Origin of the sequence: Dyadobacter psychrotolerans (assembly GCF_004349265.1) — a bacterium.
In the GTDB taxonomy this organism is placed as follows: Bacteria; Bacteroidota; Bacteroidia; order Cytophagales; family Spirosomataceae; genus Dyadobacter; species Dyadobacter psychrotolerans.
Genome location: NZ_SMFL01000002.1, coordinates 865,381 through 876,859, shown reverse-complemented (window position 1 = coordinate 876,859; position 11,479 = coordinate 865,381). Strand labels below are relative to the sequence as shown.

Here is an 11,479-nt window from a genome sequence, read left to right as displayed (position 1 = left end):
TAACGGTTAATCCGGTGCTATTCAGAATATCAGGCATCTAATTCCCAACTTGTAAGGTATCGCTCAAATCACTTGAATATACCGTGGTTACATTGTAAGAGGCTGTAAAGTCTCTGTTTGCAGCATTCAGGTATGTGTCGAAGCTGATTATGCCTGTAACCCCGTCAGATTGCAAAACTATTCTTCGTAGGTCGGCTTCAAGCAAGGCACGTTGGTTTTTACTGCCCAAACGGTTTACCCAGTCAACGCCGTCTTCCAGAGCAAAGAAGCAATCCCCTACCCAGCTTAATAAACGGGTTTTGATATGTAGGCCGATGGCGTCAACTTCGGACAGGTAATTCGATTTGCCCTTTCCAAACGTGAAATCGAAGTTTTCGTCAAGATTGCGAAAGATCATGGGGTTCCTCCGGTGACAATACCGTTTGCGACTGTCACGGTTGAGAAAGTACCCGTTGCACCATTGGCAAATACTGCGGCGGGCGCGGTGATTATTCCTGATGTGAGTGGCTTATTTATCACAACCCCTGCACCTTTTACCATTAAACTTGTGCTGCCATAGCGTATTTCAATACTATTATTCATGTACCCGGCAATAGCGTTCTGGGAATTGCGTATTCCAACAATGGCAATACCATCACTCAGGTCATGTGTCCGGTCAGATGAAGGAGCTTGAACGCCACCAGCCGTAAACCAGTTGTCTATCTCCCTATCGTTGAATAAAACGATACAGGTATCACCTTTTGAAACGGGCATACCAATGTGCCCAGCGCCACCACTCAACACCATAACAGGGCATTGAACGAGCAATGGACGCTCTTTGAGGGTTTGTGTTCCATCTGGGGCAATGCTGATAATGTGTTTTAAGGCCAGTTGAATTGTAGCCGTCTGGCTCTCCGCATTGAACTGCTCAACAATCCCGATCTGCACACAATTAATGTCGTGCATGATTTCAGACTTAAAGCTGTTCAGAAGGTCGTTTAAACCGGATTTGCTAGTTTGTTTCTGCAACTGTTTTATACGCCCCGTATAGTTGGTTACCCATTAAAAGGCTGAATCTGCTCTGGCACTGACCACCGATTGCCTCGGAAATTATACCCTGATGACTTGCGCCGATAACTTTATATTGCCCATTGTATACAGGTGCAATTGTGCTTTCAAGGGATATTGCTTGCCCAATTATAATTCTGGGTTCTAGTAATGTTGTGACGGAAAGATAGCTTTCCTCACGGCGTGGCGTTTCTAGCAGTCCAGTGCTGGAATCTATAACATCCAACTCACCAATAATCACCTCATTATCCTGAATCACATGCACTTTGTTCAGGTCAATAAAGGCGCTCAATTTCGTATATTTTTTGATCTGCTCCCATGTATTGCCATCCAGTACTACGGGACGGGATAGTTTTGCATCCATCCCACTGACAACGCCTTGGTTGACATTTGGGAAGTCGCCAATCAGGGTTTTCACCACATCGCCAATGGTTGCCCCGGCTTGGATGGTTTCAAAGCTTAACGTATTGGTCGTGTCAAACCCGCCATCATCAGCAATAACTGTTGTGATGATATTTGAGCCTTGTCTCATGCTCCCGGCAGAACGAATTGTACCCACAAAGATGGTTGCCAGAGTTTCATAGCCGACTTCAAGAATGACGGTTCTAAGCTTTGTCGTATCGAAACGATCATGTAAAATCCGTCCACGGGTGATTTCGCTTAGGTTGTAAATAATAAGCGTAGCCGCGTTAAGGCTTGCCAAGGCATTCCGTTCAACAGAGAATTGAAGGGTAAACGGTGGCTCGATTATGATTGCTTGCTGGCCGTCATCCATCTCAAGTGTTAGACGGTACTGTCGTCCAAACTTCATTCAAAAGCCGTTTCTATCAGGTCAACGTCTGCCTGATTAAGAAGGTAAAGCTTTATGCGTCCGGTGGCAAAGTCTGTCAGGTAAAACGGGTCAAGTCCGTCTTCGCTGATACAAGCAAGTCCAAAGCTGAAACGGTTGCGGAAGTTTCGCAAGATATTAGCCCCGGTCACAAGTTGGATACCGTTTGCAGTAATACCGTTGAATGAGATATTGAAACACCAAGATTGCTGGGTGGGAAGATAAAACAGGTAAAATGATATGCGTTCCCCGTTCTCACCTATCAAGTTGAAACGCTGCTTTGCATTAGCATCAATGGCATCAATCAATTTCATTGTAAGTTACTCAGCGGAAGTGATGGTGGCAATGCCGGAGACTTCGGATAGACCTCTAAAAAAATAGGGTCATTTGACAATGCTTTAATATCATTGTTTGTCATTACCTTCCCAGTAACATTACCCTTATTTGTCACGGGCGCATTCTGTACGCCGTTTCTATTTTGAGGGCCAACCGCGCCGGACGTAGCTCCCACGGGTGTAGTGCCGTTCAATGCTCCTGACTTACTGCGGTATTTGGAACGGTCAAAGGCTACGGTCTTGGTTTTGGCGTAGCGGATCTCTTTTAAAGTAATGGTAAATTCGCTTATCCATTCACTATCCCCGCTTTGTACGGCCGTAACGGATTCAATCGCCATATTTGCCATGTATTCAAAAGGGGTTTGCAGGCTGACAATGATCTTCTGTTCGGCCAATGCTTTGAAATACATGTAGGCTTGTTGCTGGCGCTGGGTCGGCGGGGTCAGGTTCTTCACGGTTGCCCAAAGATCAACGATGTTATTCACACCAATCCCTGTCAGTGTATCAAGCTTGTTTTTACCCTCGAAAACTGATTTTAGCTGTGTGGCTCCGGCGCTCAACTTCGGCAGATAATCACTTAGGATTGTCAGCTTCTGGGTCACGTTTTGCAGAACGGTATCGGTGTTACCATCGGTTCTGTGCACCAACTCACCGACAAACGTACTCAAAGTCACACGTTTGGGTTTAACGGCAATGTGATCCTGAATCGTGCTGTTGTCTTCGGTGTAATGGTCTGTGATTTCGTTTGTCAGCAATACCGTGGTGTCATTGGCAATGTCAAACACAAACCCGCCAAGGCCGAAAGCATTGATCGGACGGACAATGTATTTGCTGAACGAATCAACGAAACCGGAAATATTCATGGTAACCTCGCTGGGCGCTGGTCTTGCGCTTCTTGGATGTGACGTTGAACCGCTTCACCAACTGCGTCCGGGTCTTGAACACCGTTGACATTGATCGTTACGTTTGTGTCGCCCTGTGCTGTACGGACATTCCTATCAGCTTCTTCCAAGAAACTAAGGGAGTTTTTAAGACCTTTGTAAAGCAGGGTGTCCTCAAAAGGGATATCCGCTTCCGGCTGTGCCATCTCTTTCAGCCAGTTAACGCCACCATCAACTTTATTTCCAGCGCCTTCTTTGACGAACTCCCACCAGTCTTTGACTTCCTGAACGCGGTTGTTTTCGTATCTGGGGTCACCTAAACCTTCTGCCCATTTAAAGAGGCTGACGGTTGCTTGGCTTTTCATTAGGCTTAGATTCTTCCACATATTATTCAACAGGCGGTCAGCTTCTGCCAATGTCGCCAAATCATCTGGTGAAATAGCCAGCGGCAAGCCTGTTTGATTAACGTAGTTCGGGTTTTGGTAGATTTCTTGCAGAAGTTTGAGGTAATCCCCGCCTAACCCTGTCTGGTTTAAAAGATCAGTTGCGCGAGCGCGGTCCATGCCGTTGGTTTTCTCGGCAAGTTCGTTGATAATCTGTTCAATGTCTTTTCCAGTAGGGTCGATACCCAGAATATTCCAAGCGGAATTATTCCCTTTTCCCATTTGAATGTCGTAAATGGATTTCCGGAGATTTGCCAGACCAGACAAAGCACTATCAAAGCTAAAAGCGGAATTTGCGTTGTTTGCGGCATATGCGAACTTTTGCAGTTCTGTGGTGCCTAATCCGGTCTGCTCCCCGATATTGGCAATCTTTGCGGCGGCGGTTGTGCTGCTTTCAACAAATCTATCCAGCGCATAAAGCCCGGCTGTGATTGAACCAACGGCGGCAAGCATGTTGCTGCTTAGGCCACGAATACCACCATCAAACTGTTTAAGGTTCTTGTCATCGACTTTGAAGCCGAGGGCTACGAAAATTGAACCCACATTCATGTTTGGCAACCTACTGTATTCTTATAATAATCTTTGTTTGGGGCGTACATTTCAAGTAGTGTATCATAAAACTGATGACAATCAAAATATTCGCATACTCGATTAATATTAGAAATTACCGTCTTTTGCTTTTGCCAAACTCCAGCCCTGTATGAAGAAATGATATTCTGTATGTAAGAAGGGCAATCAATATAAAACATTCTCTTTTCTGAATGAATAACATTGAAAGTATCGTCAGGGCTTTGCGGGGTGATCTTCCCCTTTTTAGATGAAGAGATCTTATTGATGGTGTATTTGGAGCGTACCTTGCCATAGTTGCCGTGGTCTTCGCCTCTATTAAGAGATAGCTTCTCGGAAATAATCTTCTTGGTTTTTTCTGTATGGTTTTTACCATACATGCCGTTCTTAGCTCCTGACATGGAAACTCCGAACATGGAATTATTTTCACCCATTCGGGTCTGGCTATACAGGAGCTTTGTACTTTCAGAGTGCTTTCTTCCACGCATTGCAGCTACTGCGTCCCGTGCGATATTATAAGCCTGCGCTCCAATTTTATCAAAAAGCATTGTAATGTAATGGGTTTCTTTTAAAAGCAACTCCTCATAGGTATCTGCCCAATAAAGGACTTTACGCTTGAAGTTATCCCTCCCGTAAATCTTGATTGCTTTCTTGATATTGTCACCACCGCCCCAATAGTTTTTGTTAAATACGGGTTTGCAATGGGAACCAACATAAGCTCTGCCATTTTTCATGTTTCTGATGTAGTAAACATACCCAATTGGCAAATTAAACTCCCGGCTTATTCAGCGCAGTAAAAGTGTCAGTGTACTCATTTTCAAAGCGTTCATAGGCCAATATATTCAAAACAGTCCTATATGGCGCTTGCATGATTGCATCTGGATTGCCACCATAGTAACCTATTTTAGCCAGTTTCAAACAGTAAAATAACGCCAGATTATCTATTCTTGTTTCTGGGTGTTTGTACTTTGAATGCTCGATAGGCCGAACAACTTTGAAACCAGCGGCTTGAAAAAATCTGTCAGATTATCCTTCATGCACTGCATCATAATCGGCATGTAGTCTTGACGGCATTCACGCGGTTCAAAGGTATTGGCTGTGATCTTCTCGCCGTTATAAGTACAACGCATCAGGCATTTCATTAAACAGCGGTTTACTTCAGCGCTGCTGTCAACGGCCATCGCCATGGTCAGAAACTCGCCAATATCCAGATCGGATGTGGATGAAACCCCGGCAAGGTTAATTGATAACTTGGCTTCTTTGATTTCACGTTCAACAGCGTTTTTAAGAGCCATGGCATCTTCAAATGAAGCAATATCCATGACAACCTTAGCGCCTGACGGTACGGTGAGTTGTTCCATTAGCTGATTTCCACTGTTGCTTTCCCGCCAAGAATTATAGCGGCCAATTTCAGGAATGGGATTGCCAGCCACGCACGGATACGGAATTGTTTTGAAACCTTCACAAGGATAGTCAAGCTTTCCAGTTTTTTAATGGTGACTTCATCCATTATTGCATGCTCCGTACCGCTTGGGCGAAGCGCATGTTATAAACAGAAACGGCTTGGGTAGTATCACCTTCCACGTTGTCTTTGGATTCAACGCCTTTATAAATGACACCGCCACCCATGACATACACTTCACTGACAACACTACCCTGACCATCACCAAGACGCTTTACAAACGAGCCTGCCGCGAGGGAGGACGAAGCAAAATCACGCTGTTGGGCGTCAAGTTTACCTTGCAGGAAACGGTCATCGCTGGAACCCTTGTTCACACGGATAACAGCTTCAGCATTAATACCGTTGGCATTCTTGAAAAAGATCGTATTACCGTTTTTCCCTGTTTTCATGGTAACTAGGTCATTCGGGAAGGTGATAGTTGAAACATCACCGTCAGCCATATCAGTCAGAACGCGGTCATAAATAACCAGAGTGTCTTCGCCTGTAATTGTATTGGTAGCCATGATTTACTCCTAGTTATTGATGTTGACGATAACGTCTGAGGTGTGGATTGCTCCGGCACGTTTAACCGCGATTTGAACCAAAGGAGCTTTACGGGCTTCGCGTTCAGGTGCGGATTGCTGTGTGATTGGCAGGCTGTAAACATAGTAGCCACGGTTCAAGACATTCTCATCGAAAATCTCTGGGTCGCCAAATCTCTCGGATGAAGTCCATGAACCTGGGGCGATAGAGCCATTTCTTACAAAGCGTTCTACAACCTGAGAATAGGCGTTTTTCAAGCCATTCATGCCCGGCTCTGTCTGTGGAACCTTTGTATTTGTCTGGCGTAGATAGTTGAAGCCAGCGGTTTCCAAAGCGAACTTTAAAGCCAGATCAGCGTAAACATTGTCAAAGAAGTCGTTACCACCGTTGGAAATGACACAAGGCACACCGTCAATAGACACATAAATGTCTGCACCGCTAATCTCGGCAGCGTCATACAACGTCTGTGTAATGTTTGTATCAGGAACAATAGTCGCCAATTGCTTCAAATGCATTGTCTGGGCTGTTTGGCTGCCTGTGAAGTTTACAGACAAAGCGCGTCCGGCATAAGCTGCTTTCATCAAATTGGCTTGTGCTGCGCCTTGGGCGTAAACCAGAATACGGGTTTTATCCAGTCCGGCGTTTTTAACCGAAAGGGCGATACCTGAAATATCTTCCTGACTTCCTCCGTGTTGGAAGTACATTCTATCCATAGCTTGAATTGCTGTGGCATTGGCTGTAATAACAGCGTCTTCCAGATCAAGATTGGACATTACACCGACATAAGCCACTGAACCGCTTGTACGGGCGATAGCTGCGGTGATTGTTTCACCGGATGCATTCACACCAGCAAGAGCAGCACCTGCCGTGGAGTTTAGATATGTGGCTGTGATTAAGCTTGTACCAGTACCACCAGTGGCAGCCGCAAGAGCAACTGTTGAAGTCGTACCAACCTTTTTGCTGCTGAAGACAAGCGTGTTACCAACGGCTGTGACGATACCAAACGGAAGCTTTGCCTGAATAACGGCGGCAATGTCGGCAAGCGTTTGAACGCCTGTGAAGTTCATTCCCAAAAGGTTGTAAGCAATCGTATTGATTGTTACTCTCACATCACCGTTTGAAACAGCGGCAAAGTTGGCAATGTTCGCATTGATGGCAGTTGTTGTAAACTTCCCAGCGGTAGCAGAGACAGAGGCCAATAAAGGAAGAATAACCAGACGGCCATTACCTGTACGCAAATTGGGAGACTGTGCAAATACTGCATTTGCCATTTGAGCCGTAACGCTGGCTGTACCAAAATCAGTGGCAACCTGTGATGGATTAATGTAAATCCCATAGCTTCCGAAAGTACCCGGATTGGCTGGCTGCTCTGTCGTGAACAATGCCAAGCTATTGACATTCTTTTCTGTCAGACCGGAAGGGGTATTCGTAATGGATACGTTAATGATATTCTGTACTGGGATTTCTCCGGCCATTTTAAGCGTCCTCTGTTATATTAAACTCAATGATACCAGTTGGTGTTTCGATGGATTTATCGTCATCAACGCGGGTATCGAAATCATTGTAGTAGTCGTATCCGGTAAGTAATTTTTCCTTACGATACCAGATGTGGCAAGGGATTACTACAGAAAATCTGTTCAGTTGGCTGCTTCCCTCGGCATCGCTTGAATTAACGAAACTCATGGGCAAACCATAGATTTTAAAGCTGTTCAGTTCCTGTTGTTGCTGGGAATAAATGGACTTCAAAGCGGCAAGTATTTCGTAACGGCGAAGAATGGCCGATGTGTCACGGGAAAGAATGTCAATCTGTATATTCTCGCGGGTGATGACCTTTTGAACTTCCATCATACCAGCGGGAACGGAATAGGTCTCACGCGTAATTGAGAACGGTTGTGAATCTACCATCCCGACAATGACATACAGTTTTTTATCCTTGGGCATGACTTTGTTTTGGTCGCGTATCCAAATTTGATCGGCAGTTAAACCCATTTCAGCCGTTAGAATATTAATGATGATTTGCTCGGCAAGGCTATTCATTGCCAGCCTCGTAATCGCGGACTATATGAAATTCCATGTAATTGTTCAGGCTGTAATCTTTCGATGCCATCACTTTGTAAAGGGTGCCGTTATAGCTTACACGGTCATTGTTTCGCAAAGGAACTGTCGTGCCCATTACATGTACGTCCAGCCACTCCCAGAAGCGTTGACCCTCTGGTTTCAGGATAACTTCCTCGGCACTTAAAGGTTGGATAGTACCGTTAAAAACAACGGTCTTTTCACTGTCCACGACAAAGCCATCAACAACGGTCTGGGTTATCAGTTTGAATGTGATTTTCTGTGTCCACCCGGTAAAGGCGGCTTTCATTTGTGGCATACCGGACAACTGACTTAGCTTTTTCATGCCTTGTCCACCGTGCTTGTGATAGAGCGGCGCAACTGTCCTGTGTCAATAAGTGGGCTGGATGAACCCTTTGCATCAACTGTCTGTGGTTTTAAAGCAGGCCAATGTCCGAAGCCTTGTGTCTGGAATGCCCGGTCAACGATCTGCTCACCCTTCAATCCAATCAAGCGAAACACTTGAACGACTTCACCCTTTTTGATTAAATCCATCACATCCTTATTGCCCAGCATTTTCACGATCTCCTTAGATTTTTCCATCAAAGGCATACGGAGAAAGGAACGGATAGGAATATTACGGCTGGCGCTGCCAAACTCATGAATAACACCCAGCTCGGCATTGGTCAGATAAGTGGATGACCCGGCAGTCTTATAAGGCTTTCCGGTTTCAGTGTTGTACTTTGTAACGGATTCTTTATGGAGCGCGGTTGCATCAGAACCCATAATACCAACCTTTGCCACCAATTCAGTTCCCAGCTTTTTACGAAGGTTTGCAAGCTTGGAAAGGTCAATGTATACGCCCTTTTCTTTTCTCATGGCCGTGTAGCACCTGCTACCCAAGAAACACCACCTATCAGGCGTGGGATGAGAAGGGTAAGGTACTTAGTCCCATAACCGGATTGGGTTAGGAATGAATATGTCGGATTATCAGCATAGGCTTTGGGTATGGCATAGCTCTCGGAAACATTTCCTACTGATCTGCTGGCTACGCTGTACGAAGCTCCACCAAAGGAATTTCCGGCTGTGCGAATGTCATTGACCAGAAAATGCGCTGTCAGGTACAGGTACATCATCTTAATAGTGTCATCGTCACCAAATAAGTCTTGGTTGAAAATGATACGTGCCTCAGCCATGGCGCGGGTAATATCGGTGTCGGACACATAATCATTAATGTCCTCATCCGCATTGACTGACCACTTTGTAACGTCAGTTGGCAGGGCGGTATTCGAATTTGCAAGGGATGTATAAAATGTCTCGGTCGGCGTGTAATAAACAACAGCGCCTAACTTATATGTTTTGGTATTAACCAAAGTCGGTAGAAATGGAAAATCCCGTGAAAACAAGCTCTTGAAATCATCAACTGTGATTGTGCTTAAATCCACGGGATTTATCCTTAATTATTTAGTTTTTTTGGCAGCGGTCTCTGTCTCTTTTGTAGCAGCTTCGGCAGCGGCATCAGCAGCGTCCTTTTCAGCTTTCAAACGAGCTTTTTTCTCAGCAGCGGTCTCTGTCTCTTTTGAGGTTTCAAGAGATTTCGGCTCAGTAGTTGCCAAGTCTTTTGCCTTGTCAGACATGTCTTTTGCATGTGCTTCAAGATCATAAATCTCATCAGGATACATTGACACAAGCTTTGCAGCCAATTCTTTGGAAACAGACACAACTTCATTTGGAGCGAAGTCACCGCCCTCAATCTGAAAGATGCGCTGGCCCTTGTTGAGTAGTTTTGCAGTCATGGTTATCTCCAAGGTTTAAGTGAAGTCGAAATACAGGATTTCACGTTCACGGAACGCATTAACACCTGTGAAACGAGCGTGGGCCACGTTCTGGAACTGGAAGCCATTGATTGAACCCAAAGCAGTCGGGGTGTAATCAACAGGAACGTCCATACGCAATGTATCCATGTCATAACGGTACAGGATGTAACGGTTTTTGCCCAAGCCATTCAATGCCTGATCGCCGTAAGGAGATGGCAAGATTTTGAAGTTAGGGTTCATCGTTACTGCGCGGAACGCTGTTTCCAACTGTGTCAAACGTGTGACCATTGGGAAGTCTGGGTTCGTTGGTGCAGCCAAGCCATTAAAGTCACTTTGTGGAATGACAAAACGGTCAGGATAGGCTGTGTAGTTTGATTGTGTTTGGTATGCGCTCAGCAAAGTACCCGGCAAAGCAGCCAATTGAGCCGCAGTCATCGAGCTTAGACGAATTGTCATAGCTGAAGTGTTGGCTGTGATGTTCGGCATAGTCAAAAGACCATTGATACCGGGGTTGCTTGGCAATCCTAGGAATGCTACACGCTGGATACCCAAATCCCAATCACGCTTACGGGCGCGTTCTTTGGCTTCTACCAAATCCCAGTTGCCTTGGCTTAGGCGGGAAGCGAAAGCAAGCTGTGGCAGGGAGTAGGTAATTGTTTTGGCCCAACCAACGACTGGAACCAACTGGGAATCAATACCAGCGTCAACATCGGCCAAACGGGCCATGCTTGAACCATCATTGATAAGACCAGTCTCAAAGCCACCAGCAATTGCATACTCTTTGTATGTCAGAAGGTTTGTAGCATAGTCACCGGAGCCTACGCGGATAGGCACGTAGTCAGCAGGGGCAAATGTGTAGAACTTTTGCTGAATGATACGGGATTGAACCTGTGTCAGAGTGGTGAAGCTAATATCACCGCCCAAAGCGTTTTGCAGTTCTGTACCTGTACCCAACTCAGCTTCAAGCTTGCGTTGCATGTTGTTGGCATACGCTTGCTGACCCGGTGTTAACTGGATCGGCTTGCCATTAGCGTCTAGGATAGTTTGTTTCATTTGGAGGGTTCCTATTAAACGATTGGAGAGATGATGCGGACGCGAACAAGGTCACCAGCAGCGGCAACACCATTCAAAGCATGACCGATTTTAGTGTTAGAGCCAGCGGATGTGATGACACGGTTCGTTGTGTACACGTATTCAAGGCTTGCACCAGCGGCAATCGCGGCACCGGCTGTCATCCACATTACTGAGTTATCCATCGCCAGTTCAGTTACTTTGCTTGCAGCGAAGGTTCCGAAAACTGAGTTGTAAGGGACAAATCCTAAGATTTTATCAGTGTTGGCAGTTAGGGCAACAACCTTTGGAAGACCAGTTGTAACAGCTACGGACTGCTTAACGGCTTGACCCGGAATAAGCGGTGTGGAAACTGTCGTGTCAACTTGAACTTCGATAACAGTACCCGGAACTTGTAAGTCCATCAAACCTTGTACGGGTGCAAGGGCGAAATCGTTTAATGTAGGCATG

17 protein-coding genes are annotated in these 11,479 nt (G+C 45.7%); all 17 read right to left on the bottom strand.

Annotated elements, in window-relative coordinates; all coding sequences use genetic code 11:
* Window positions 1-37 precede the first annotated feature (37 nt).
* The gene (locus E0F88_RS07480; RefSeq protein WP_131957589.1) at window positions 38-397 is read right to left on the bottom strand and encodes a contractile injection system sheath initiator; all 360 of its coding nucleotides are present in this window, start codon (window positions 395-397) and stop codon (window positions 38-40) included.
* Window positions 394-945 (bottom strand): Gp138 family membrane-puncturing spike protein, encoded by a 552-nt coding sequence (locus tag E0F88_RS07475; protein ID WP_131957588.1) that lies wholly within the window; start codon window positions 943-945, stop codon window positions 394-396. Before E0F88_RS07475 ends, E0F88_RS07480 begins: the two co-directional genes overlap by 4 nt.
* Before the next feature lie 46 nt (window positions 946-991).
* Window positions 992-1,858 (bottom strand): baseplate hub protein, encoded by an 867-nt coding sequence (locus tag E0F88_RS07470; RefSeq protein WP_131957587.1) that lies wholly within the window; start codon window positions 1,856-1,858, stop codon window positions 992-994.
* Window positions 1,855-2,190: a phage baseplate plug family protein gene (locus E0F88_RS07465; RefSeq protein WP_131957586.1), complete on the bottom strand. Its 336-nt coding sequence runs from the start codon at window positions 2,188-2,190 to the stop codon at window positions 1,855-1,857. The genes E0F88_RS07470 and E0F88_RS07465 overlap by 4 nt, the downstream gene beginning before the upstream one ends.
* A complete protein-coding gene (locus tag E0F88_RS07460; RefSeq protein WP_131957585.1) occupies window positions 2,187-3,074 on the bottom strand; it encodes a phage baseplate protein in 888 nt (295 codons plus the stop codon). The genes E0F88_RS07465 and E0F88_RS07460 overlap by 4 nt, the downstream gene beginning before the upstream one ends.
* Window positions 3,071-4,084 (bottom strand): hypothetical protein, encoded by a 1,014-nt coding sequence (locus E0F88_RS07455; RefSeq protein ID WP_131957584.1) that lies wholly within the window; start codon window positions 4,082-4,084, stop codon window positions 3,071-3,073. The genes E0F88_RS07460 and E0F88_RS07455 overlap by 4 nt, the downstream gene beginning before the upstream one ends.
* On the bottom strand, window positions 4,081-4,869 hold the full coding sequence (locus E0F88_RS07450) for an NUMOD3 domain-containing DNA-binding protein (RefSeq protein ID WP_262709864.1): 789 nt from the start codon (window positions 4,867-4,869) through the stop codon (window positions 4,081-4,083). Before E0F88_RS07450 ends, E0F88_RS07455 begins: the two co-directional genes overlap by 4 nt.
* Before the next feature lie 174 nt (window positions 4,870-5,043).
* Window positions 5,044-5,463 (bottom strand): phage tail assembly chaperone, encoded by a 420-nt coding sequence (locus E0F88_RS07445; protein WP_131957582.1) that lies wholly within the window; start codon window positions 5,461-5,463, stop codon window positions 5,044-5,046.
* A 148-nt stretch (window positions 5,464-5,611) separates the two neighbouring features.
* Entirely contained in the window at window positions 5,612-6,067 is a 456-nt protein-coding gene (locus E0F88_RS07440) for a hypothetical protein (RefSeq protein WP_131957581.1), read from the bottom strand.
* Between the two features lie 9 nt (window positions 6,068-6,076).
* On the bottom strand, window positions 6,077-7,561 hold the full coding sequence (locus tag E0F88_RS07435; RefSeq protein WP_131957580.1) for a DUF3383 family protein: 1,485 nt from the start codon (window positions 7,559-7,561) through the stop codon (window positions 6,077-6,079).
* Window position 7,562: 1 nt separating this feature from the next.
* Window positions 7,563-8,123, bottom strand: a complete 561-nt coding sequence (locus tag E0F88_RS07430) for a hypothetical protein (protein WP_131957579.1) — start codon at window positions 8,121-8,123, stop codon at window positions 7,563-7,565.
* On the bottom strand, window positions 8,116-8,487 hold the full coding sequence (locus E0F88_RS07425; protein ID WP_131957578.1) for a hypothetical protein: 372 nt from the start codon (window positions 8,485-8,487) through the stop codon (window positions 8,116-8,118). The genes E0F88_RS07430 and E0F88_RS07425 overlap by 8 nt, the downstream gene beginning before the upstream one ends.
* On the bottom strand, window positions 8,484-9,020 hold the full coding sequence (locus E0F88_RS07420; RefSeq protein WP_131957577.1) for a phage virion morphogenesis protein: 537 nt from the start codon (window positions 9,018-9,020) through the stop codon (window positions 8,484-8,486). The genes E0F88_RS07425 and E0F88_RS07420 overlap by 4 nt, the downstream gene beginning before the upstream one ends.
* On the bottom strand, window positions 9,017-9,586 hold the full coding sequence (locus E0F88_RS07415; protein ID WP_131957576.1) for a DUF4054 domain-containing protein: 570 nt from the start codon (window positions 9,584-9,586) through the stop codon (window positions 9,017-9,019). The genes E0F88_RS07420 and E0F88_RS07415 overlap by 4 nt, the downstream gene beginning before the upstream one ends.
* Window positions 9,587-9,601: 15 nt before the next feature.
* Window positions 9,602-9,937 (bottom strand): hypothetical protein, encoded by a 336-nt coding sequence (locus E0F88_RS07410; RefSeq protein ID WP_131957575.1) that lies wholly within the window; start codon window positions 9,935-9,937, stop codon window positions 9,602-9,604.
* 15 nt (window positions 9,938-9,952) lie between these two features.
* Window positions 9,953-11,011, bottom strand: coding sequence for a major capsid family protein (locus E0F88_RS07405; protein ID WP_131957574.1), 1,059 nt, complete (start codon window positions 11,009-11,011; stop codon window positions 9,953-9,955).
* Between the two features lie 14 nt (window positions 11,012-11,025).
* Entirely contained in the window at window positions 11,026-11,478 is a 453-nt protein-coding gene (locus tag E0F88_RS07400) for a capsid cement protein (protein ID WP_131957573.1), read from the bottom strand.
* Between the last annotated feature and the right edge of the window lies 1 nt (window position 11,479).

Excerpts from the sequence above, each read along its gene's own strand:
- E0F88_RS07480 (WP_131957589.1), bottom strand. The coding sequence starts at position 397 with ATGATCTTTCGCAATCTTGACGAAAACTTCGATTTCACGTTTGGAAAG.
- E0F88_RS07475 (WP_131957588.1), bottom strand. The coding sequence starts at position 945 with ATGCACGACATTAATTGTGTGCAGATCGGGATTGTTGAGCAGTTCAAT.
- E0F88_RS07470 (WP_131957587.1), bottom strand. The coding sequence starts at position 1,858 with ATGAAGTTTGGACGACAGTACCGTCTAACACTTGAGATGGATGACGGC.
- E0F88_RS07465 (WP_131957586.1), bottom strand. The coding sequence starts at position 2,190 with ATGAAATTGATTGATGCCATTGATGCTAATGCAAAGCAGCGTTTCAAC.
- E0F88_RS07460 (WP_131957585.1), bottom strand. The coding sequence starts at position 3,074 with ATGAATATTTCCGGTTTCGTTGATTCGTTCAGCAAATACATTGTCCGT.
- E0F88_RS07455 (WP_131957584.1), bottom strand. The coding sequence starts at position 4,084 with ATGAATGTGGGTTCAATTTTCGTAGCCCTCGGCTTCAAAGTCGATGAC.
- E0F88_RS07445 (WP_131957582.1), bottom strand. The coding sequence starts at position 5,463 with ATGGAACAACTCACCGTACCGTCAGGCGCTAAGGTTGTCATGGATATT.
- E0F88_RS07440 (WP_131957581.1), bottom strand. The coding sequence starts at position 6,067 with ATGGCTACCAATACAATTACAGGCGAAGACACTCTGGTTATTTATGAC.
- E0F88_RS07435 (WP_131957580.1), bottom strand. The coding sequence starts at position 7,561 with ATGGCCGGAGAAATCCCAGTACAGAATATCATTAACGTATCCATTACG.
- E0F88_RS07430 (WP_131957579.1), bottom strand. The coding sequence starts at position 8,123 with ATGAATAGCCTTGCCGAGCAAATCATCATTAATATTCTAACGGCTGAA.
- E0F88_RS07425 (WP_131957578.1), bottom strand. The coding sequence starts at position 8,487 with ATGAAAAAGCTAAGTCAGTTGTCCGGTATGCCACAAATGAAAGCCGCC.
- E0F88_RS07420 (WP_131957577.1), bottom strand. The coding sequence starts at position 9,020 with ATGAGAAAAGAAAAGGGCGTATACATTGACCTTTCCAAGCTTGCAAAC.
- E0F88_RS07410 (WP_131957575.1), bottom strand. The coding sequence starts at position 9,937 with ATGACTGCAAAACTACTCAACAAGGGCCAGCGCATCTTTCAGATTGAG.
- E0F88_RS07405 (WP_131957574.1), bottom strand. The coding sequence starts at position 11,011 with ATGAAACAAACTATCCTAGACGCTAATGGCAAGCCGATCCAGTTAACA.
- E0F88_RS07400 (WP_131957573.1), bottom strand. The coding sequence starts at position 11,478 with ATGCCTACATTAAACGATTTCGCCCTTGCACCCGTACAAGGTTTGATG.